This window comes from Variovorax sp. 350MFTsu5.1, assembly GCF_048302515.1.
GTDB lineage: Bacteria > Pseudomonadota > Gammaproteobacteria > Burkholderiales > Burkholderiaceae_C > Variovorax > Variovorax guangxiensis.
Map to the genome: position 1 here is coordinate 5,882,813 of NZ_CP157620.1, position 21,948 is coordinate 5,904,760.

16 protein-coding genes are annotated in these 21,948 nt (G+C 61.8%); 9 read left to right on the forward strand and 7 right to left on the reverse strand.

The window, feature by feature from the left end:
- Positions 1-87: 87 nt before the first annotated feature.
- Together ABL843_RS26745 and ABL843_RS26750 are read right to left on the reverse strand one after the other, a co-directional pair.
- Positions 88-291 carry a hypothetical protein gene (locus ABL843_RS26745; RefSeq protein ID WP_418117913.1) on the reverse strand — a complete coding sequence of 68 codons (204 nt, stop codon included), beginning with the start codon at positions 289-291 and terminating at the stop codon, positions 88-90.
- A 616-nt stretch (positions 292-907) separates the two neighbouring features.
- Positions 908-1,777 carry a helix-turn-helix domain-containing protein gene (locus ABL843_RS26750; RefSeq protein WP_418117915.1) on the reverse strand — a complete coding sequence of 290 codons (870 nt, stop codon included), beginning with the start codon at positions 1,775-1,777 and terminating at the stop codon, positions 908-910.
- A 185-nt stretch (positions 1,778-1,962) separates the two neighbouring features.
- Between ABL843_RS26750 and ABL843_RS26755 the strand changes: the two genes are divergently transcribed.
- The 4 genes from ABL843_RS26755 (at position 1,963) to ABL843_RS26770 (ending at position 6,484) form a co-directional block, all read left to right on the forward strand.
- The gene (locus ABL843_RS26755; protein WP_418117916.1) at positions 1,963-2,832 is read left to right on the forward strand and encodes a fumarylacetoacetate hydrolase family protein; all 870 of its coding nucleotides are present in this window, start codon (positions 1,963-1,965) and stop codon (positions 2,830-2,832) included.
- A 10-nt stretch (positions 2,833-2,842) separates the two neighbouring features.
- Positions 2,843-3,631: an alpha/beta fold hydrolase gene (locus ABL843_RS26760; RefSeq protein WP_418117917.1), complete on the forward strand. Its 789-nt coding sequence runs from the start codon at positions 2,843-2,845 to the stop codon at positions 3,629-3,631.
- 60 nt (positions 3,632-3,691) lie between these two features.
- A complete protein-coding gene (locus ABL843_RS26765) occupies positions 3,692-5,032 on the forward strand; it encodes an amidohydrolase family protein (RefSeq protein ID WP_418117918.1) in 1,341 nt (446 codons plus the stop codon).
- 280 nt (positions 5,033-5,312) lie between these two features.
- A protein-coding gene (locus ABL843_RS26770; protein ID WP_418117919.1) for an IS3 family transposase occupies positions 5,313-6,484 on the forward strand; the annotation gives its coding sequence in 2 pieces (ribosomal slippage) (positions 5,313-5,571 and positions 5,571-6,484; 1,173 coding nt in all).
- A 300-nt stretch (positions 6,485-6,784) separates the two neighbouring features.
- On the opposite strand, the gene ABL843_RS26775 is transcribed toward ABL843_RS26770, so the two are convergent.
- The 5 genes from ABL843_RS26775 to ABL843_RS26795 form a co-directional block, all read right to left on the reverse strand.
- Positions 6,785-7,192, reverse strand: coding sequence for a helix-turn-helix transcriptional regulator (locus ABL843_RS26775; RefSeq protein ID WP_418117921.1), 408 nt, complete (start codon positions 7,190-7,192; stop codon positions 6,785-6,787).
- A gap of 291 nt (positions 7,193-7,483) precedes the next feature.
- On the reverse strand, positions 7,484-8,527 hold the full coding sequence (locus tag ABL843_RS26780) for a relaxase/mobilization nuclease domain-containing protein (protein ID WP_418117922.1): 1,044 nt from the start codon (positions 8,525-8,527) through the stop codon (positions 7,484-7,486).
- Positions 8,528-8,582: 55 nt separating this feature from the next.
- On the reverse strand, positions 8,583-9,164 hold the full coding sequence (locus tag ABL843_RS26785) for a hypothetical protein (protein ID WP_418117923.1): 582 nt from the start codon (positions 9,162-9,164) through the stop codon (positions 8,583-8,585).
- Positions 9,165-9,461: 297 nt separating this feature from the next.
- Positions 9,462-9,983, reverse strand: coding sequence for a helix-turn-helix domain-containing protein (locus ABL843_RS26790; protein WP_418120526.1), 522 nt, complete (start codon positions 9,981-9,983; stop codon positions 9,462-9,464).
- A gap of 1,321 nt (positions 9,984-11,304) precedes the next feature.
- Positions 11,305-11,544 (reverse strand): hypothetical protein, encoded by a 240-nt coding sequence (locus tag ABL843_RS26795; protein ID WP_418117924.1) that lies wholly within the window; start codon positions 11,542-11,544, stop codon positions 11,305-11,307.
- A 319-nt stretch (positions 11,545-11,863) separates the two neighbouring features.
- On the opposite strand from ABL843_RS26795, the gene ABL843_RS26800 reads away from it, so the two are divergent.
- Genes ABL843_RS26800 through drmB form a run of 5 tightly spaced genes read left to right on the forward strand, consistent with a single transcriptional unit; the run spans position 11,864 to position 21,890 of the window.
- Positions 11,864-12,937: a hypothetical protein gene (locus ABL843_RS26800; protein ID WP_418117925.1), complete on the forward strand. Its 1,074-nt coding sequence runs from the start codon at positions 11,864-11,866 to the stop codon at positions 12,935-12,937.
- Complete coding sequence (locus ABL843_RS26805; RefSeq protein WP_418117926.1) at positions 12,922-14,559, forward strand: hypothetical protein; 1,638 nt, start codon at positions 12,922-12,924, stop codon at positions 14,557-14,559. Before ABL843_RS26800 ends, ABL843_RS26805 begins: the two co-directional genes overlap by 16 nt.
- Entirely contained in the window at positions 14,547-16,265 is a 1,719-nt protein-coding gene (locus tag ABL843_RS26810) for an NERD domain-containing protein (RefSeq protein ID WP_418117927.1), read from the forward strand. The genes ABL843_RS26805 and ABL843_RS26810 overlap by 13 nt, the downstream gene beginning before the upstream one ends.
- A 9-nt stretch (positions 16,266-16,274) precedes the next feature.
- Complete coding sequence (locus tag ABL843_RS26815; protein WP_418117928.1) at positions 16,275-19,934, forward strand: helicase-related protein; 3,660 nt, start codon at positions 16,275-16,277, stop codon at positions 19,932-19,934.
- Positions 19,935-21,890, forward strand: coding sequence for a DrmB family protein (gene drmB, locus ABL843_RS26820; protein ID WP_418117929.1), 1,956 nt, complete (start codon positions 19,935-19,937; stop codon positions 21,888-21,890).
- The last annotated feature ends 58 nt before the right edge of the window (positions 21,891-21,948 follow it).

Consider the following 21,948-nt stretch of genomic DNA (forward strand, 5'->3'; position numbering starts at 1 on the left):
TTCGGAACTGATCGCCGACCCTCGAAAAGGTCTCGAAGCATCAGTCGACGCGCGGACCGCCAGTTCGTCTGCTTGCGAATATGGCGGTCATCGATCGGAGCCAGCACCCTGGGCTTGATCGCCAGTGGCGCCGAGCCCGTTGGGTCGCGCCACCAACTGATGCTCCTGCGCATAGGCCCGCACGAGCATTTCGACCGTCGAAGCCAGGGAGCGGTGCTCTCTCGCCGCCGCCAGTTTCAGCAGTTGCTTGATGTCCGCGGTCGTGCGGATAGTCACGGTCTCATCCTTCATTCGACTCATACTCACTTTGCGAAAGCCGTCATGTGCCGCAAATGTACGGCAACTTCATCACGCAAAGATCGTTCCAGCGGACCATGGCCGGCAGGACATGGGAAGCATGTTTGCGGCGCCTGCCGCGATCTAGCTGGGGGCTGGACCGAAAAAGCTTGCGCGGCCCGCGCGAGCAGCCGCTTTCAGTCTCTGTTTCTGTTCCCCGGGTACGCCTTGGGGTACACCAGACCATCTAAGACCCTTGGATGCAAATCTCCCGCCGCACGTTCCACAGAACTTCTTTAGATGATCGCGCGATTCGGCGACGGGGAACTGGGCTTCAGGCTACAACCAGATATCCTTCCCGCCGCGTCGGCGTTGCGTTCTGCGCGTCATCCTCTCAACGATAACTATGCCCGCTTGGCAGCGAGAACAGCCCTTGGGCTTATGCTCGCGAACTACCGGAGCCGGCCACGAGCTGCCGCTCGTGTTGCCACGGGCAATGTCCGGTTCGGTCTCAAAAGCAGTCGCCCGAGCACAGACCCGACGTTGATGCCGCTTGGTGTTTGGCAAGTCTCCGCCATGGGTGGCTTGTTCTTTGATCAAGCCGCAACGACTCCGGAGTTCCTCTGAGTACCTAAGACGACTGGCCTTCCCTCGGTATTCCCGTGACAGTGACTGGCGAAGGTGCGCGTGTAGCCCGCTTGAAAATCGAAGGTGAGATCCCGGTGTGCTCCTTGAAGAAGCGCGAGAAATTGCCTGGGGCCGAGAACCCCAGGTCGAGTGCCACGTCCGTGAGTTCGGCACCTTCACTGACGCGCCGCATCGCCTCCTCGACTCTCACCCCACTCCAGAACACTTGCGGCGTCGTGTGCAGCTGGTCACGGAACAGCGCAAAGAAATGCGCGCGCGACAGCCCTACCTTGGCGGCTATTTCATCGATGGTCGTTTTTTCAGACACGTGCGCCCGCATATGAGCGATAGCTGCGCGCAGGCGATGGTCCAGGGTAACGCCAATGCCGCCCCCCACAGCGGGCGCATCGACGCCGATCGTAGAGGCCGCAATGGCAGCCTCCAGCAAGCGCTCCACTTCATTGTCGATCTGCTTGCGTCCGCTGCCGGCGGAGATCATCAGATCCAGTACGCGCCAGCACGAACGGCGCAACGCGTCGCCGATGGGAACGCGTGGTGACGGAAACCGGAAGCTTCGGTCCTTCGCCCGACCAAGCTCATCGAGCCAGTCTTTCTTGATCATGAAGACGATGAACAGGCTCGAACCGGTGTCGTCCAGGCGAACCATGTCGTGCGCCTCAAACGCGTTGACACCTAGCGCCACGCTTTCGCTGTAGGGCACGATTTCCGTACCGACGTGCGCGCAGGCTCGCGCGCCGCCCAGCCAAAGGGCGAGTTGCGTTTCCGAATGTGCGTGCGAGACCAGATTGGCACTCGCCTCCAGAACGATTGCCGTGCCGAACGCGCCTTCGTGGAGTGCATAGGCTTCCTGCATCTGCGTGCTTCATCGAGGTGGGTTGCCGCGATTGTTCCTCCCCTCATCCCTGAGCGGCATAGCGCCTCGGGTAAGTCCTTAGGACCACACCAGACGATTTGATACGGCGCCGGATCGCTCGATAAGCGCGCTCTGCTCGCAATTTCTAAAGTTGGCGCATCGCTAATACACAGGAGCAAACGTTCATGCGAATCGCCACTTTTACAAACGAGGGCCACCGAAAGGTCGGCCTAGTTTCCGAAGACGGGAAGACCATCACCCCACTGCAGCTCACCCAGGCCCAGGCCGATAGTGGCGTGCTGACGCTGATCGAATCCCTGGCCGAGGGCGGCTCGCTCCCGGAGGCGTCCGGTCCTGCGGTCACTCTGGCCGACGTAGTGCTGGACGCGCCGCTGCCCAAACCGCGCCGCAACCTCTGGTGCGTGGGCCGCAACTACCACGCGCACGCCAAGGAGCTTTCTGCCTCGGTGTTCAAGGACAACTCAGCCAAGACCGACGAGTGGCCCATTGTCTTCACCAAAGTGCCCGAGTGCGTCGTGGGCCCGCACGACGACGTGCTCGTGCCTTCCGAGGTGTCCACGCAGATCGACTACGAAGCCGAACTGGCCGTCGTGATCGGCAAGGGGGGCAAGAACATCATGCGCGCCGCTGCGATGTCGCATGTGTTCGGCTACACGGTCGTCAACGACGTGACCGCCCGCGATGTGCAGATGCGCCATGGGCAATGGGACATGGGCAAGTCTTTCGACACCTTTTGCCCCATGGGACCGTGGATCGTCACCGCGGACGAGTTCGACGGCACCAAGACGCGTGTGCGTTGCTGGGTCAACGGCGAAATGCGCCAAGACGGCCCGACCGAGAACATGATCTTTGACATCCCCACGCTGATCGAGACCATCTCGCGCGGCATCACGCTCTACCCCGGAGACGTCATCGCCACTGGCACGCCTGCCGGCGTAGGCATGGGCATGAGCCCACCGCGCTACCTGCGCGCGGGCGATGTGGTGCGCGTGGAAATCGACCGGCTCGGCGCCATCGAGAACAAATTCGTCTGAAGGGGGGCGCATGACGACTCAAGTTCTGAATGGTCTGACAGTCGAGATCGATGGTGAAGGCGCGGCGCTGCTGTGCATTCACGGGCTGGGTGGTTCGTCCAACAACTGGACTCCCATAGTGCCGGCGCTCGGTGGCTTCCGCCGCATCAGGCCCGATCTGCCGGGCAGCGCGAGGTCGCCGCTGCCTGCTGACGGCCAGGCGCTGTCCATCGAGTACTACGTGGAGACAATGACGCTTCTTTTCTCGACGCTCGACATCGGGTCGGTGCATGTGATGGCGCACTCGATGGGCACGATCGTCGCCCAGCACCTGGCACTGCGCAGGCCTGGCACGGTGAAGTCGCTGGCGCTCTTTGGGCCGATGGCTGCGCCTCCCGAGGCAGCACGCCCCAACATCACGGCCCGTGCCAACGCAGCGCGCGGCGGTGTGGCGGCCATGCAGGAAATTGCCGATGCCATCGTGAAAGGCGCGACGAGCACACAGACAAAGGAGCAGCAGCCGGCAGTGCTCGCGCTGGTGCGCGAGAGCGTGATGCGCCAGTCGCCCGAGGGCTATGCGCAAAGCTGTACAGCGCTCGCCGGGGCGCAATCGGCCGAGCTCGAACGCATCGACGTGCCAACGCTCCTGGTCACCGGCGACCAGGATGGCGTAGCCCCCGTGGTCAATGTCCGCACCATGCAGGAACGCATCGCAGGCAGCCGCCTCGTCGTGATCGAAGGATGCGGGCACTGGACGACTTTCGAGCAGCCGCAGCGCTGCGCACAAGAACTTGAAGCCTTCTACGCGGCACTGCTCTGAGCCAGCGCCGGATTCCATTTCGACAACCATGGCCGGCACCGCAAGCCGGAGGAGACAACGATGACCCGTATTGCATTTACCAATGTCCGCATCTTCGATGGCTCGGGCGAAGACCCATATACCGGCGACCTTCTCGTCGAAGGAAAGCGCATCGTAGAAGTCGCTCGCTTTCCAAAGCGCGTAAGCACCGACGATGCGCGCGTGATCGACGGCAAGGGCCGCTTTCTCATGCCGGGGATGACCGAGGCCCACACGCACTTCTCATGGAACGACCAGCCTTCACTCGCGGCTATTCAGTTCATGCCGCCTGAGGAGCACATGCTCTGGTGCGTGCGCGTTGCCAAGCGCTATCTCGACATGGGGTGGACCTCCGCGATTGGTGCCGCAGCGGCCAAGCCGCGGCTCGACGTGGTCTTGCGCAACGCCATCGACGCAGGCGAATTTCCAGGCCCGCGCTACCTCGCCGGCAGCCAGGAGATCACCACCATCGGCGCGCTGGGCGACAACACACTGCCACACATGAAGTTCGAGGAGCTCAGTTTCGGCAGCGTGTGCAGCGGCCCCGAAGAGATCCGCAAGTCGGCCCGCACCTTTATCAAGTACGGCGTCGATCACCTGAAGATCAATCTGTCCGGCGAGTACATCGCTGGCCTGCCGGCCGAGATGTCGCCGTTTGCGGACGACGAAGTGGCGATGCTGGCGCAGGAAGCCAAGCGTTACGGAAAACGCATGGCCGCGCATGCGCGCTCCAGCGAATCGGTCAAGCAGTGTGTGCGCCACGGCATTGAAATGGTCTACCACGCCAGCTTTGCCGATTCGGAGGCGCTAGACATGCTGGAGGCGGCCAAGGACCAGCACTTTGTCGCGCCTGGCATCGGATGGCTCATTCGTACAACCTACAACGCGGCCGAGTACGGCATCACCGAAGCTGTCGCTACTCAAATGGGCTACAAGCGCGAGTTGGAGATCGCGTCCGCTTCGTTGCGCGAGATGCATAAGCGCGGCATTCGCATCCTGCCGGGCGGTGACTACGGCTTTGCGTGGATGCCGCATGGCACCAATGCCAACGACCTTCAGTACTTTGTCGATTACATCGGCATGACGGCGAAGGAAGCGCTGACGGCGGCAACCCGACTGGGTGGCCAGATCATGCAGCGGCCCGATGAGCTTGGACAGTTGAAGGCGGGATTTCTTGCAGACATCGTCCTCATCGACGGCGACCCGCTGGAGGATTTGTCGCTGTTGACGGATCCGGCCAAAGTTCAGCTAGTTATGAAGGATGGCGAGATCCATAAGGACTGCGCCACGCCTGTTCCACCGCACGCCGCGCTGCATCTGGAAGGCGCCGACACGCCGCTGCGGGAACAAGGCGTTAAGGAAGCCTTGGCGGAGATGCACTGACCGCAGCGGGTTCGGCTGCTCGCTTGGATGTCACGGCGAGCAGCCGCTTTTCATCGCAAGCGGTCAATCATTGGACGCTCCTTAAGTTCGGCACTGGGCCCATACCGGCTATACGTGTTGCTCCGTAGCGGTCATTCTTGGGGCGGCTGTTCTGCTGGCGCTCTCATCAGCGACCTGCATCGATGATGTGGCCGCCATCAGGGGAGAGGCTGTACTGACCTGCCCGGTTTCTCCGAGACATTGATTTCTAGGAAGATGGCTCCCGCCCGAAGAGGAGCCCATGAAGAAGAGTCGATTCAGCGAAGAGCAAATGGTCACGATCCTGCGCGAAGCAGATCGCACGACGGTGGCCGAGGCCGCCAAGAAGCACAAAGTCAGCGACGCCACCATCTATGCCTGGCGCAAACACTTCGGCCAGATGGAAGCCGCCGACGTCAAGCGTCTGAAGGCCCTGGAGCTTGAGAACAGCCGGCTGAAGAAGCTCCTTGCCGAGAGAGATCTGGACCTGGAGATCCTCAAGGAGATCAACGCAAAAAAATGGTGAGCCCGCTGGCTCGGCGTGAGCAACTGGCCTTCGTGCGCGCACGGGGCTTGAGTCTGCGCCGCGCCTGCGGGCTCATCGGCATGTCACGCGCCACGCCCAGCTACGAGTTGCGCCTGCCTGCCAAGGATGCGCCGGTGCTTGCGGCGATGAAGGCACTGTCGGCCCAGTATCCGCGCTACGGCTATCGCCGAATTCGCGTGTTCCTGCGTCGCAGCGGCTTCGAGCTGAGCTGGTCACGCACACATCGCCTGTGGCGCCAGGCAGGCCTGCTGGTGCCCCGCAAGCGGCCACGCAAGCGCATCGCCTCGGTGCGCCCGCGCATCCACACGCCGTTCAAAGCCAACATGGTCTGGGCCTACGACTTCGTCTTCGACACCACGGCCAGCGGTCAGCAGATCAAGTGCCTGACCGTGGTGGACGAATACACCCGCGAGTGCCTGGCCATCGATGTGGCCGGGGCCATTCGCTCCAAGCGCGTCATCGAGGTGTTGTCGCGCTTGGTGAGCCTGCATGGGGCGCCGCTGTTCATGCGCTCGGACAACGGGCCCGAGTTCGTCAGCCAGGCCATCCTGGAGTGGATCGCGCACGCCGGCATCGCCACCGTGCTCAACGACCCGGGCAAGCCGTGGCAGAACGGCACCGACGAGAGCTTCAACGGCAAGTTCCGCGACGAGTGCCTGTCCATCGAGTGGTTCCGCTCGCGCCGCGAAGCCGCTGTCCTGATTGAGGCCTGGCGCAATCACTACAACGAGGTACGTCCCCACAGCAGCCTGCAATACTTGACCCCCGGCGGAGTTCAAACTCGAACTCCGCAAGGAACTGCAACCCGCCGTCTTCTAGGAAAAACTGTCTCGATTAAACCGAGCAGGTCACCAGCACTTCAAGCGGTACTTCGCTCGCGCGGTTGAAAAGCTCATGGCCGACCTTCCAAGCATCGGTATGGTCGCAGTCTGGGAAAAGTTTAAGCCGCCCGGTAAAGCACGAGCTTGACGATGGAACTTAACAGCAATGCCGCCAGCATCCTCTGGCGCATGCCAAGCGCCGGCTCGGGTGCAAAGCCCACCCCTGATCCACGAAGCGCCGAGCGTCAGATTTCGGCACCAGCCGTCGTCCAGTCGCCGCTCATGAATGTCTGGGACCAGTCCGGCCCGGTCATAGCCGCTGGATTCCCGACTGCCCGGTAGAAGTCTTCTGAATGCGGGCCCATGTCAGGCTCCGATATTGAGGTCAGCCGGCCCGCGGGCGTCCGAGTATCCCTCCGGATCATCTACCCAGCGCTGCAGCGCGGCACGCGGCCATCCGCAGGCGCGTCCACCCAAGTGCACAGGAGCTGGAAACTTGCCCTCAGCAATCCGGCGATATAAGGTGGCTCGGCTCAGTGCGGTGATGCGTATCACATCGTGCATGCGGAAGAACTCGGGCCCTTCCACACTCGAAAGGTCTGCACGACGGTGACTGGGATGAGGTTCAAAATGCATGACAACTCCTTGAAGTTGATTCGAGCCCTTAAGCAGCGACGTGAGTACCGACGGGCGGATCTCTGACCTGAAAATCCGGACAGCAGCAGCACTGGCGCCGAAACCAGAGCAGCAATCCCGTCGAGGCTCGATCAGCATTGCGATCGCATCCAGCGCCTCTCAAGACTCGTCTCACGCGTGGATTTGCGTCGAGCATGCGACGACTCACAACCTCCGACAACTAGCAACTTTGGCAGTAGGCAACTCCTACCTTTCGGCATTAGTGACCAACACGCTGAAATGGCAGATGAAACAGTGGCAGCTGTCGCGCACGAAGGGCCCCACACGACGCCCCCCGAAGGCGCCTTCAGCGAAACCGGTGATGTTTGCCAGACGCGCTGAGTACGGCCCGGCAAAAAAACTCCGTCGGCCGTCGCGCAGGTTCCTGGCTCACCGAGCCGGTGCTCCAGGTGACTTGGCATCAGTACGCTCCTGCGCTCGACTTCGCTTCGCATCCTTCCAGCGTTCCGCCATGCGCTGCCCCTCAGTCTGTACGGCCGGCATGAGCTCGACGAAGCGCTCCACGCGCTCGGCCAATTCGACCTGCCCCTGCCTTCTCAGCGCATCGGCGGTCGCCTGCCAGTCCGCCGCCACCTCCTGCCGCGTACGCTGCATCCCATCCCTTCCGGCATCCAGGCTTTCTCGCTTTGTCTGTAGAGCCCGCATCACGGCCCCTAGTTTGGCCCGCATGAAACTCGAAGTCTTGGGCGGCCGCCGACCTGCCCGCTCGCCCGGCGCCAATTGCGCGAACGCCCGAAGCGCACGCAACCGATGATGAATGGCGTCCTTCAGCGGCTTGCGGGTCTGCCCACGCACCTGCCGCGGCGTCGCGTTGGCCGCCACACCCTGCTCCCGCATCAGCGCGGCGAACTGTTCGCGCCATTGGCGCAGCGTCTCCTTGCGGATGTACAGACGCTTGCCGGGCTCGAACTCGTGCTCGCACTTGACCACGAGGTGCACATGCGGATGGGGCTGGTCGGTGTGCAGCACCATGGCGTAGCGGTACTGCAGCGCGAAGTTCTCCCGGGCAAACACATGTGCCGCCGCGAGCACCTTTTCCGGTGGCGTACCCGGCGGCATCGACAGCACGATGTTGTGGGCGAGCTTCGCACGGATGTCTTTCTGGCCTGGGGCCGGCTTGGGCCTGTAATGGCTGCCGCACAGGTCCAGTTGCCAGTCGATGACGATCTCCCTGGGCGCCGCACGTCCCTGCGTGGAAGGCCCTTCATCGGTCTCCAGGGGCAGCTTGCCGCGCCGGCTGATGTAGCGCAGGTGGGCCTCGACGCCGCCGATATCGCGGCCTCCGCCGGAGACCTTCACCATCACCTCGGGTGCACGTCCCACGGTGCGCTGGATCTGCGCGATCTCGTCAGCACCGAAGCGAAGGGTACCGCCAGGCCCGCGCCGGCCATGGCTCACGATGTCCAGCGTCATGTCGCGCACGCCATCGGCCGCTCGGTGACTGCCGCGTGAGAGCCGCAGCGTCTGCTTAGGCATGGTCCACCTCGCGGCCGCGGGCCTCCCAGCTGATCAGGTTGCGCTGCACGATGGCGGCCGTCGCCCGGCGCGCCTGCTCGATTTCCCTTCGGGCAAGCGCAAGTGCATCGATGATTTCGCAGGCCTGGGGCTGTGTGACGGTGTTCGGCAAACCGAACATCCGGAACCGCCGTCCGAGCGCGGCCAGTTGCGCGCAGGTCGCCTTGACCTGGGCGAGTTCGTTCGGTGGAAGCACCACAGGTCCATGCGCATGGTTGTGGATCAGCATGGCCAGGTAGCTACCCGGCTTCATGCCCCTCAGTTCAGCCCGTTCAGCAATCAGGGCGCGATCGCCCGCGCGAAGCCGCAGGGTGATGCGATCTTCGGAAAGACGGCCGGTGTCCGAAGCGCGCGGGGTCGGTGTTGAAGACGACACCGTGGTCGAGGGCGCAGTGGTGCGCAGAACTTCGTCGACGAGCTTGGCAAGCAGGCCGGCCTCGGTCAGTTGCTGACGTGCCGCGAGCGCAGCAAACCGTGTCCGGGTTTCGGTCGGCACCCGGGTCCCAATCACGCTCGATCGAGAGGTCTTGGTCATGCGACGCCATCGCTGTTAACAATGTCTGACGGCAGTCTATCCTGCCCTCACAGCCGCACAAGGACTCAGCCTTCGGAGCTCCAGCGCCGCCGGACAAAACCCCTTCGAGACTACCCAACACTTCGCCATCCACCTCGTCCGAGCGGCTGCTCGCCTTTATGTCGAATGAGGCAGCCACCGTCGTCTACGGCAGTTCGAGGGCGGCGAGTATTCGGCATGCCGAACACAATTGGAAGGCGAAGGTGCAATGTAGGTACGTATCAGCTTTGCCCCAGCGAAGGTGCCACTGCGCGCGGCCTACTCTCGCAGCGTGGACACAACCGACAGGTATGACACTGGCCCCGAATGGATCACCTCGATGCCGTGCAGCACCGTCGCATCGAACAGCAGCGTGTCCCCTGCCCCCACCTCAACCGCCTTCGCGCCATAACGGTAGGTGACGGACCCTGACAAGAAGTACAGGAACTTGAGCCCTGGATGCTGGAAGGTCACGTAAGGCCCGGCCTCCGGCAGCAACGTCACCAGGTAGGGCTCCACGAACAGGTTGCCCGACAGCGAATGCCCCAGCAGCTCGTAGCGGTAGTCCGCGACAGCGCCGATCCGATCGACCAAGACACCGCGTCCTGCACGCACATGGCAGAAGTCCGTGCGCCGGGCCTGATCACTGAAGAAGCGCGACGCCGGCACACCAAGACCCTGCGCGAGACGCTCCAAGGTCTCCACCGACGGTGACACCAGACCGCGCTCGATGCGAGAAAGCATCGAGGCAGAGATCCCCGAGGTCTTGGCCAGTTCGCCGCCAGACACCTCGGCCGCCATGCGCAGCGCCTTCACCTGTGCGCCGATACGTGCTGCGGACAGGCTGCGCACGACAGGCGCCGGCTGCCGCGGACGGACACGCGTCACCGACGCTGGCAAGCGCAGCGGGCGAGCCGTTGGCAGCGGCGAAGCAAGCTCTCTACGGGCCATCTTGAATCTCGCACATGAGAATGGTCAGGTAGCACCTTGTGCAAAGCATCGGGGAACGAGTGCGACACACAATAACTCGTCATATACTTTGTAGCTCTATGCCATTCTATATGTGGCAATCAGGCGGTGCCAAGCCGCCGCGCTCCTTCTGTTCCGCCGCCCAACTTTCCGCGTGCCTTTCGGACTGCGCGGGTCGCGGTAGGCATCCCGCAGGAGGCCTTCGACACAGTCTCATCTCGGACTTATGTCAGCATTCTTGAGAGAGGCGTGAACGTCCCTACGCTCACGAAGATCGATGCTCTGGTTCGGGTTCTGGGTCTGCACCCGTTGACTGTGCTCACGCTCGCCTACGCAAGTTCGCCGTCGTCTGAAGAAATCGGCAAACTCCAAGATCTGGTGGCAGGAGAAATCGCGAGCCTTGGGTTGACGGCGTTCTCGCCAAACTCACTGCCAAGAGGCAAGACTCGCAGCACCAAATAAGAAGTTTGGGCATACATCGAGCAGATCGAAGATCTCCCCATGGCCACAAGCGCTGATCTGTACCAGCTCAGCTGAGTCACTGAGCAGTTCATAAGCAACCCGAAGCGCATCGTGCAGCGGTCACACCCCGCCCAATCTGTGGGGTCATCCATATACAAGCGCCTCACTTCCTGAACGGCCATCAACCCGAGCTGTACTACGAACAAGCGATGCGCTCGATGGAGGCCGGGCATCTTCATCGCAGTGCGTCGGTCGCGATTCCTGCGGACGGTACCGGCGTATTCCGGGTTCCCGCCCGCGCTCGCTGCCTTCATTGTGGCCAGGGTCGTGCGCCACGCGGCGCTCGGCAAGCCGATGACGCATGTAGGCGAGGACGTCAGCGAGCGGCTGGACACCGTGCCAGCGAAGCGTGGTGAGCCAGATGATCGCCTAAGTGCAGATGCCCGCTGTGTGTATTGCCATCTCCGCCTCTGTATTCGCGGCACACGCTATTGGGGCTGAAGAGTTTGTTCGGGTTGCCGCACTCCACACTCGGGCCGTTGTGTTCTCGGGCTCGTGGTGATGAACGACGCGACGCAGGTCGTCGAGTAGAGGTTTGCGACGTGGCGTGCGCCTGGTCCTTATGTCGTCCTCGGACGACGCTGGCGCCTCGCCAGCTTGGCGCAACAGCGCCAGCAAGCTGGCCTCGTCCTCAGCCAGTGTCTTCGAGGAGCCGGCGCTGCTCGGCAGTCATCGCCTCGGCCTTCACTCCGAACCTCCAGGCCTTCAGCCGCGCGAGTTGTAAGGTGATCTTCTCGATCTTGGCGTCCTTGAACTTGATCTCACTGTCCTGGCGGCGCAGGCGCTGAAGAATCTGCTGCGCCGGTGCTGCGACGGCCTCCGGCGCCAGACCTTGCAGGTCTTCGTCCTTGAGGTCGTGCAACTCTTGCATGCGTAGATCATGCAGGTGGCGGTGACACGCCGCCACTGGGAGATGCGCTGTCAACGCACCGCCCTCGCGCGCTCGGCTAGAGCCGCGTGATTGAGCTCATCTCGGGTAGCTGCTGCCACAGCAAACCGCCCCTGACCGCGCTGGTTTTTATATGAGGCCAGATCGGATTGCCCAACTAGAACTCAAGAAACCTTGCAGTCCCAGAGATTCACCACGAGTTGCCAGCCATGCCCAGTGCCGAGTCGACGCCAGTTAGTTGTTCGGACGAAATCTGCTAATAATGCATGGCCGAGACACATATTTGTACATGTCATGGGCCATGCTTACAGAATTCACAACTGCGGATGGGCAAGCAGCTTCATTGTTGATGGCGACGGAGACGAGCGTGCCGCGCCCTGTGCCGGCCTGGGCGCGATGGCTGATTGATACAGGCTTTGAATGCATTCCACATGCCGTCGGGAACGCCCGCAACCGCAGAATCATCGTGATCACGACCCCTGCCGACTCGCCTGCCGCCGGCCTCATCGCGCTAGGCGCGTTGATTGGCCAGCTGTGCGACCCTGATGCCAATGAGATCCACTCCCACTTCGACGCGTTGCTGCGAAACGCGCGACAGTACGCAGGGCATTGCCGCGGGTGTACGACCCACTGTCATCCGAAGCGCGCCGGCTGCGGCTTTCTGTCAGCCGCTGCAGGCCGCATCCGCAAGTCACAGACGATGGCTGCGATGAGCATACTGGGGCACGGCCGAGACCCTTCGATCGGGGACTACATTGAAGTAAGCGCGCGGAATGGTTCTGCCAAGCTCTTTGCATCCAGCGCGAAGGAATACCACATCGATGGCTCATCCCCCTACATCGTCGCCACGTCGAACGGGTCGCTTTCCGGATACATGTTCGACGCGGTCTGCCCACAAGCCAAGATCCTTGGACCCAACCTTGCCACCCCGCACGCAGGAGTCTGCCTTGCGGGGCGGACGGGAGGTCCGGATTTCACCCGGTCCGCCCTAGACGGATGCGCGTTCTCGGTCGGCATCTCATCACAGCCGCTCGCCGAGATGCTGACTATCCAGGCGTGGGCACGACCAGGCGTCCTATCGCGCATGACTTATTTCAATCCGAGGACCATGCGCCTCGATCGTCCCGGGGCGCCGCCTAGAGTAGTCGTCGCCGATGGCGCTTCGACATTGCAAATCGTGCTGTCCCACAGTGAGTTCCGAAATTCGGATGTCATTGCCATCTTGCCCCGGAATGGGGATCAAGACCACTTCGAGGAAGCGCGAGACGCTGTGGCAAACATGCGGCAGTGGTACGACACCCAACCACTCCACACCTGCTCCTCCCGAACACCGCCTAGGGGGATCACCGGAATCGTGCTGTGCAGGAACAGCTGAAAGGTTCCTCCGGAATCGGAAGGGCGTTTGAACTCGCCGACCCGAAGACCTACTTGCGCTGGGATAGGTTCGTGTTCGGCGACGCCGCATTCGCTGCACTGCGCCGAGCTACGAGACACATTGCAGCAGCACTGTTCGCGACCGAAGACGAGGAACTCGCGGACCTCGCCGCCCGGCTTCAATTCGCCGTGGCAGGGTGGCTCACCACACCATGTGTCTTCGATTCACACATTGCCGGTCAACTCCGCTCGCTCTTGGGCGAAGCAGAATATTCCGGCAGAAGGTGGGGGCCGGAAATCTCAGGTCGATTCGTGACTTCGATCCGTGCATCAGAAGCGATGGCTAGCCGGGGCAGCCGAATGCGAACCGAGCTTGCGGAAGAGGTGCAGCGATTGCTGGTCGAAGACAAAGATATCCGTATCCATTGCCGTCGCACGGACAGGGAGACGTTTGAATCTGCAGTCAACTCGAAGGGCCCCCTGCAGATCGGGGCCAGGCATTTCATCCACTCGCCGCGCGAATACCGCAACTCACCGGCATTCGACATCCTGGTCAAGGTAGGCCCGTTCCGGCGACATGGTATAGCCGGCAGCCCGGATGCCTTGATCAATGCCCCGAAGTTCAACAGCATCGTGCAGTTCACCTGGGACGGCTTGGTCGACGATGCAGACTTCGGTGCCGATGCCTTCGACGCCATGCTCACCCACCACACGGGCGCGGGGACATCCGGCGATGACGTTGTCGAAGCATGCGGCTTCCGTTGGCACGTTGGAACGCTGGCGCGAAAGGACGAGAGCGGTTGGACGCTCCCCTCGGATGCAGCCGGCGAGGAGTCTGACCTGCCGGACGACCTTGACATCAGACCGCGTCGAGCGAACAAGGACCCGGTCGCCAGATCGGCACTCGTCCGGCTTGATCGTGACATGGGGATTCTCCAACCAACGCACGCCGATCTTCTGTGCCTGCGCAAGTCAACGTCAGCTCCGGGCTTCGAGGCGGATTGGGTCGAATGTGACGAGGTTCGCGAAGGAATGTTTCTCGTACTTGCCGATGTGGAAGAGGCGGCGGGCGCCAGCAGCGCCGCTGGGCCGAGCCTCCACGCCGAGACATGGAAGCACCTGTTGGGCGTATCGCTACGGTCCGATCGCGAGGGGACCATCAATAGACTCCGTCACGCAGGCATCGATCTGGCCGGAATCGCCAACTCCGTCGACAACTGGGTCTCGCCTTCCACGAACGTCGTCCATGCGCCCCTCAGCGAGCGGCATTTCATGTGTCTCATGAAAGTCGTGACAGAACTTCACGCCGAGTGGGACCGGCGGCGCTGGCATCTCGCATGGCGCGAGGTCACCCAATCGCGAGGCGAAGCAATAGTCGCCGGCTTCGCAGAGCACGAGAAGCTCCGAGACCGGGTGTTTGCCACGCTGGACCTCATGACCCTGGCCATCACGGAAGGGCTTGCGACCGGTTCCGACTTCAGCAGACCAGCTCCGGTCAGCTCTGGGCTGCGCGGCGCGTTTAGTTTCAGACGGATCCTCGGCGTCGAACGCGGATTCCGCGCCCCCCAACGCGAGATGCGTCATGTCCGACCATCCATCTCCTTCACAAAATGGCTCTACTGATTCCGGCGTTCGTCGATGAACGCACACCGCCCGGAGAGCGCGACATCTTTGCCCGCCTGACGGCGTGCCCCGAAGACTGGATCGCGCTCCATGCGCTGGATTTGGCACCCTGGAACCGCGGCCTGCGAACCGAGATCGACTTTCTGCTCATCGTTCCTGATCTGGGCATCCTGTGCATCGAGGTCAAGTCGCACGAAGAGATCCGGTTTGACGGTCAACGCTGGCATCCAGACTCCATCAAACGATCGCCATTCAAGCAGGCGCTGGACGCAAGCAAAACCTTCGCAAGGCGTGTCAAAGATCACATGCCATCGCTCAGGGATGTGCCGGTAGTGCATCTGTGCGCATTCCCGAATGCGCGCTTCGACGTACAGACCAACATCTCCATCAACAGGCCCGAGTACATCGACAGCGATGAAATGGAAGCACTTGATGGCGCTGCCGACTTTGCATCGCTGATCAGGACAAAGCTCCGCCTCGGCATTGAACTGGATCGCACTCTGCGAGGTCTGACAAAACCGCTCTCCAGGCCGCAGATGGACGAGATCGTCAGATTCTGCACACCCGTGGAGCGTCGGCGGCCTTCGGCCGCAGAAGAGATCGCACGCAAGTCACAGGAGATGGATCGTCTGCTGCGCGTCCAGCAGTTTCCGGTTCTGTCGCTGACGCGGTCCAACCCACGCGTCATCGTGACCGGTCCCGCAGGTACCGGAAAAACGCTGATCTCCATGGAAGTAGCGCGTCGAGCGGCCCTGGATGGCCAGCGGGTTGCACTGCTGTGCCACAACCAGTTGATCGGGGACTGGATTGCCGAGAGGATCCGGAGCGATAAGACGCTCCCACCAACGCTGGTGGCAGGACGCGCCATCAAGGTGATGTCAGAGATGACCAACGTGCCGATCCCCCCAAATTCCTCCAGCGCATTCTGGGACAGCGAGCTCCCGGAGCTTCTCGAAGACAAGCTCACCGACGCAGATTTCGCGGCATTAGCGCAATTCGACCTTCTGGTGCTGGATGAGGCACAGGACCTGATGGCTCGCCCATCACTCTGGGCATGCCTTGAGCTGTTCCTGAAGGGCGGTTTCTCCGACGGTGCATTCGCCGTCTTCGGAGACTTTGAGCACCAAGTGCTGACCGGCGGCGACACCGCACGCGAGACCCTCGAAAACCTCATCGCTAGTGCACGACCAGCGCGGTGGGCTCTGGATGAGAACTGCCGCAACTACCAGTCCGTGGGGCAAGCTGCAACGAGCCTTTCCGGCTGCAGGGAGCGTCTCTACAGCGGCTATCTGCGGTCGGGTGGTGGTGCCAGAAGCTACGACATCGATTTCTATGAGGATGAAGAGCAGCAGCTGAACATCCTGAAGGCGTGGTTGCACGACTTCAAGGTGCTGGGGTTCCGACCGTCGGACGTCAGCGTCCTGTCGTTCAGCCGCGACGAGTTCAGTGCCGCCGGGCAGTTGCGGAGCGCGGGCATCCCTCTGGCACCTGCTTGGCAGCGCAGCGATCGGCACACTTCCTTCGCCAGCGTCCATGCCTTCAAAGGCATGGAGAACAAGGCGGTCATCCTGACAGATGTGTCGCTCAATGACCAAGACTTCAAGCGGGCACTTTTCTACACCGGGGCTACCAGGGCGACTGAATGCATGCGGATCCTCTGCCATGCATCGTCCGCGCCAGTGATCAGCCAGTGGCTGAAGGAATAGAGGAAGACAATGAAAGAACGCAGCGAGCTAATCGAGAGCGTACGGAGCGAGATTGTGGGTCCCGCGCGGCATAGGGCTCCTACCGTCGTCACGTTCTCGGACAAGGAATTCAAGGATTCGGTGCTTTGGCGACGTGGGGCTCTTGCCTGGAAGCCTTTCGCAGATGGCGACGCAGAGGAAGTGCTGTATTTTGAAGGCGAGTCGCCTCACCGGAAGTACGGCGTCGGCATGCTGCACCCCCTTGGCAACCACCCTATACCGTCCACAACCGCCTCAGAAGAGAGCGACACCCTTGGCGCCGAGATGCCGGAAGCAGACTCAGCCGTTGAGACGTCCAGCGCCCACCAGGCTTCCGGCGACAACGACGATACAGATGCAGATCAGAACGCAGCAGACAGAGGCACAGACGAGGATTTCGAGGTCACTGGCGGATCCACGCGACGCCCGTCGACTTTGGGAATCTCATTCTGCATGTCCCTTCCGGTAGATGCAAAGCTACTAGTCGCCCTTCCCTCCAGGCATCGGTTTTCATGGCAGGAGCAAGATGACGCGGCCTTTCCGGTAAACGGCAGGTATGAGAAATGCGGCCGACGCTGGATAGACGACAAGGGCAGAGATCGCCGCGATACCGTTTGGCGCAGGAACTCCGCCGTCGGAGGAGGTGTAGTCGTCGAGTTCTCCGCCGCCGAGCTGGCATCCGGAACCCCGATCAAACGCGACGTGGTCCTACCCGTCGGTTCTCCTGTCAGGCTCCGGCTCGATTGCTTCCCCCGTGCCATGAAGGGCAAGCAGGGTCAGTGGCTGATCACACTGGTGCTTCGCAATACCTCAGTCCTGCCAGAGGGCGGCGAAGAAAAGGAGTCCATCCTCTTCCAGTCGTTCTTTGAGGTGACTGCAGATCGGGGAACCATCCTACCGTACCCCGAGAGCACAAGAAGCTTCGAATCGCTGGATAAGGACGAGCAGTCGCTTGCGCTGCTGTATCGCGAATCAGCAATCTTTGGTGTGGGGCACGGTTGTGCGGCCGCGTGGAGCGCAGCACCGGGCGAAGAGCCCTCCGCGCTTCAGGCTGATGCCATGCCCTCTGTCGAGTTGCCAAGCATGACCCCCGACATCATGCTCGAAGGCCGCGCGCTGTCGTTGAAGATGCGAGACTTGGCCGACCTTCCCGCTAACGGAACCGGACCGGCCTGGGATGCACTGCAACTGGTGTCCGACGGGTATCGTGACTGGATCGCCAAGCGCCAGATCGAGACTGCGTCTCTTCCAGAAAGATTCAGGGACATCGCACAGGACCACTTGAACCAGTGTCACGCCTGTCTGGATCGCATCGACCGCGGCATCACACTCATCCGCAACAGCGCACCGGACCGTGATGCCTTCCGGCTGGCGAACAAGGCGATGCTGCTGCAGCAGATCGCGACCAAACAGACCACAAAAAGGGATGCCGCATGGGATCCGGCGGGGCAGAGGATCGTGTTCCAGAGCGCGCACGTCTCGCCCTGGGATGTCCTCGCGAAGGGCTGTGAGAACGGCTCGCGAATCGGTTCATGGCGGGCATTCCAGATCGCATTCCTGCTGTTGTCTCTCAGCGGACTGTCGGACCCGTCGGACGCCGACCGGGACATTGTCGATCTCATCTGGTTTCCGACGGGCGGTGGCAAGACAGAAGCATATCTGGCTGCCATGGCTTTCTACATGTTCAGGGAACGGCTGAAGATGCAGGAAGGCGGCACTCTGCAGCGTGACGCCACCAATGTCCTGATGCGCTATACCCTGCGGATGCTGACGACACAGCAGTTCCAGCGCGCCGCAAGCCTTATCTGCGCAATGGAAGTGCTGCGCCGGGAGAGCCGGCTTCCCGAGGTCGAGATTCCGGGGCGGCGGTTCTCCCTCGGGCTTTGGGTCGGCGGAGATGGATCACCCAATAAATGTTCGGAAGCAAGCACGCAGTACTCGCGCTATCTCAAAGGGGACCTGAAAGGCAACCCCCTGGTCCTGACCGAATGCCCATGGTGCCGGGCACAGATCGGCAAGCTGGATTCTTTCACTCGCGGCAAGAAGGCGGGCAGTGCTCGCGCGCTCGGCGTCTCCAGCTCGCGGGAAGGCCCCATGCTGCATTGTCCTGACCCGCGTTGCGCGTTCGGCGCTGAGGATCCGGACCGATGGCTTCCGGTCGAAGTCATAGATGAACGGATTTACCGCTACCCTCCGTCGCTCCTGATCGCGACGGCCGACAAGTTTGCGATGATGGCTTACCGACCCGGGGCAGGCGCTCTCTTCGGTAGAGCAATCATGCCGGACGGAAAGATCAATCAGGATGCCATGCCGCCTGGGCTGATCATCCAAGACGAGCTGCACCTCATCTCCGGCCCGCTCGGAACGATGTACGCGCTGTACGAATCAATCTTTGAACAGCTGTGCACTACCGACGCGTCCGGCGTCTTGTGCAAGCCAAAAATCGTGGCCTCGACCGCCACCATACGCGGAGCGGAAGATCAGGTGAAGGTCCTGTACGGGAGAGAGAGAACCTCGCTCTTTCCCAGCCCCGGCCTTTCCATGAGCGATTCATTCTTTGGCCGCTATGCGAAGGAGCCCGACGGCCGTATGAGTCCGGGTCGCCTGTATGTCGGCGTTCACGGAGTCGATCATGGATCCATCCTGACAACGCAGGTCCGCGCCTTCGCGGCGGCGTTGTACAAGCCAGCGGCATTCGATCAGACAAAGCGCGACCCCTGGTGGACGCTGCTAGCCTTCTACAACAGCATCCGCGAACTGGGCGGTGCGCGCACGCTTTTCGACAGCGACATCCGATCCCGCCTAAAGTTCCTCTTCAACAGGGAAGGAATCGACGGCGACGGTCGTCGAACGCTTGCCATCGTTGACGAGCTGACGAGCCGGCTCTCCCAGCCGGAGATCGTAGCGATGATGGATCGGCTTGCCAGGACCTACGAGACCTCAGGCGGGGCCGGCGTCTTCGACGCCTGTCTCGCTTCGAACATCATCGAAGTCGGCGTAGACATCGATCGACTCTCTCTCATGGGCGTGGTCGGTCAGCCCAAGACGACGTCGACATACATCCAAGTGACAGGCCGCGTGGGACGGAAATGGCAGGAGCGACCTGGTCTCATACTGACTCTCTACAACCCATCCAAAAGCCGCGATCGCTCGCACTTCGAGCAGTTCCACGGGTATCACCGCCGTCTGTACGAACGCGTGGAGCCTACCTCCGCCACGCCATTCGCGATCTCGGCGATCCAGCGGGGATTCGCCGGCGCTGTGCTCACCTGGGCCAGACAGCAGGTCGATGAGCCGGTACGGAAGCTTGCGTCCTACCGACAGGCGTTGGACCAGGCCGTCGAGATCCTGATCAATCGATGCTCAATCGTGCAGAACGGCAACGACGCGCAGCGCTCCATCAGCGAACTCAGGCGCATGCATGCGGAGCTGATTGCCAAGTGGCAACGCAATCCGCAGGAATGGGAACAGTTTCCTCAGTCGACCTCAGGCGAATATCTGATGCTCTGGCCGGGGCAGTACGCGACGCAACTGCAGGAAGCGCGTGGCGTGAAGGTACCTACGAGCATGCGGCAGGTGGACAGGACAGGCGAGTTCGCGATCACACCCGCATATGCAATGGTTTCCGGCTCGGCCGGTTCAGGAGATTAGATGGGAAGCAAACAGATACGCACGGGTCAGTTGATTGCGCCATTCGGACCCGGCAGCCTGTACACCGATCGCCAGGGCATTCCGCACGTGGTCGGTGGCCTGGACCACTGGTACAAAACATGGAGTGAAACACAGGGACTGCAAGACTGTGAGGAGCCTCTTGAGTTCGAGGTATTCGAGCCGCGGCTTGCCGAGCTGCTGAAGATCGAACGCTTCCGCACGCCACCGGATTACCGCATTCCTCTCAGGCACCAAGATCCGCCTCCGAATGCCAGCCTGAAGATCCCTGCCCTTCGCTTTCCGCGCTGGTACCGGAACACCCGCAGCGGCGAGCTCCGGAGATTTAACTTGGATACCCGTATCTTGGAACGGCCCGGGGACGGCAGCAGATGGCAACCGGTCCGCTTCATCGCCGTCTGTCAGCACGGTCACCTCTGCGAGTTTCCCTGGAAGGCATGGATCGACTGCCAGTGCCCGGACGACGGCAGTCTCGAGCTGACCGACAGAGGCGGCTCCGAGCTGTCCAGCATTGTCGTGAAATGCACATCCTGCCCACCGGGCTCGGTTGGTTCGAGGGGTCGCCCGCTCAGCGGCACCACTGTGAAGCCCGATCAAACGAAGGGCGAGAAGAGCGAGTTCGAGAAGGCCGGCATCCGCTGTCCCGCCGAACATCCCTGGCTGGGCGAAGGGGCGCATGACGCCCTGTGCGCCGAACCGCTCATCGGCGCACTGATCAACCAGACAAACATCTACTTCCCGCGGACCATTTCGGCGATCAGCCTTCCGGACCTCGCGGAGCAGGACGACGCGGTGATCGATATCCGACAGGTGCTCGACAGCTTGCCCAATATAAGCGCGCTCAAGACATTGTGGAAGCTCAAGGAGTTCGATGCCGTCGTCTTGGTGGCCTCGAAGTCGCTCGCGGATCTGCAGATTCTTCACGAGCCCGACAAGGTCAAGCTGGCGCTGGACAGTCTTTTTTCTGGCGCAAAGGATCAGACGCAGTCGGTTGCCGCCATGCCTGTACAGCCCGAAACCGAAGTGATGCGCTTCCGCCGGGCAGAATTCGACATCCTGCGGGAGGAGATCGACGACCCGCGACGGTCGCCCAGAATGCGTGTGCGAAAAAGCGTTGTGCCCGCAGATCTATCCGCATGGATCGGACGAGTGGGCTTGGTCGAGCGCCTGTGCGAGACACGCGCCTTCTACGGATTCGATCGGATCGAACCTTCACGATCACCGCTGTCAGATCTTCCCACCTCGGCGCTCAGGCAGCTCTTCCGTGAACCACCCAAAGGGTCCGAGCAGTGGCTCCCGGCGGTCCAAGTCTATGGCGAAGGAATCTATCTAGAGTTGAAGGAGGAGCAGATCGCGGCCTGGCAGCACGCCAATGCAGGCTGGCTCGACACAAGATTGAGCCCGGAATTTGTGCAGCGATTGGAGGAAAGCTGCTGGGCACTCCGGCCGCTCATTCCAGGCGGCCGTGACTGGGCGTCGCGATTCCTGCTCGTGCACAGCCTCGCGCACCTGCTGATCAGCCAGCTCGTCTTCGAGTGCGGCTATTCCACCGCAGCCCTTCGCGAGCGGCTCTTCGTTTCCTCTGACCCGGCCGCGCCAATGGCCGGGATGCTGATCTATACGGCCTCGGGAGATTCAGAAGGCACTTTGGGAGGCCTGGTCCGCATGGGCCAGCCGGAACTCCTCGGTCCAGTGTTCCAGCGTGCGCTCACCCGTGCGGTCTGGTGCTCGGCCGATCCCGTCTGTTCGGAGGACCTGGGAGGTCAGGGTTCACGGCTAGCGAATCTCGCTGCCTGCCATGCCTGCGCCCTTCTTCCCGAGACGTCGTGCGAAACCATCAACCAGGGACTGGACCGGGGCATGCTCGTGGGCACGCCATACGAGAGGGGTCCGGGAATCTTCTCCCGCTTGGTGGATGATGCTCTTCTTGCCGAGTGAGTGCATGCGGACGAGCTTCTATCCAGGCAACTGAGCAGGAATTACTTCCCCAAGGGAG

What these genes read in the sequence shown, in the direction of transcription:
- ABL843_RS26745 (WP_418117913.1), bottom strand. Translation starts at nt 291, where the DNA reads ATGAAGGATGAGACCGTGACTATCCGCACGACCGCGGACATCAAGCAA.
- ABL843_RS26750 (WP_418117915.1), bottom strand. Translation starts at nt 1,777, where the DNA reads ATGCAGGAAGCCTATGCACTCCACGAAGGCGCGTTCGGCACGGCAATC.
- ABL843_RS26755 (WP_418117916.1), top strand. Translation starts at nt 1,963, where the DNA reads ATGCGAATCGCCACTTTTACAAACGAGGGCCACCGAAAGGTCGGCCTA.
- ABL843_RS26760 (WP_418117917.1), top strand. Translation starts at nt 2,843, where the DNA reads ATGACGACTCAAGTTCTGAATGGTCTGACAGTCGAGATCGATGGTGAA.
- ABL843_RS26765 (WP_418117918.1), top strand. Translation starts at nt 3,692, where the DNA reads ATGACCCGTATTGCATTTACCAATGTCCGCATCTTCGATGGCTCGGGC.
- ABL843_RS26775 (WP_418117921.1), bottom strand. Translation starts at nt 7,192, where the DNA reads ATGCTGATCGAGCCTCGACGGGATTGCTGCTCTGGTTTCGGCGCCAGT.
- ABL843_RS26780 (WP_418117922.1), bottom strand. Translation starts at nt 8,527, where the DNA reads ATGACGCTGGACATCGTGAGCCATGGCCGGCGCGGGCCTGGCGGTACC.
- ABL843_RS26785 (WP_418117923.1), bottom strand. Translation starts at nt 9,164, where the DNA reads ATGACCAAGACCTCTCGATCGAGCGTGATTGGGACCCGGGTGCCGACC.
- ABL843_RS26790 (WP_418120526.1), bottom strand. Translation starts at nt 9,983, where the DNA reads ATGGCGGCCGAGGTGTCTGGCGGCGAACTGGCCAAGACCTCGGGGATC.
- ABL843_RS26795 (WP_418117924.1), bottom strand. Translation starts at nt 11,544, where the DNA reads ATGCAAGAGTTGCACGACCTCAAGGACGAAGACCTGCAAGGTCTGGCG.
- ABL843_RS26800 (WP_418117925.1), top strand. Translation starts at nt 11,864, where the DNA reads ATGCTTACAGAATTCACAACTGCGGATGGGCAAGCAGCTTCATTGTTG.
- ABL843_RS26810 (WP_418117927.1), top strand. Translation starts at nt 14,547, where the DNA reads ATGGCTCTACTGATTCCGGCGTTCGTCGATGAACGCACACCGCCCGGA.
- ABL843_RS26815 (WP_418117928.1), top strand. Translation starts at nt 16,275, where the DNA reads ATGAAAGAACGCAGCGAGCTAATCGAGAGCGTACGGAGCGAGATTGTG.
- drmB (WP_418117929.1), top strand. Translation starts at nt 19,935, where the DNA reads ATGGGAAGCAAACAGATACGCACGGGTCAGTTGATTGCGCCATTCGGA.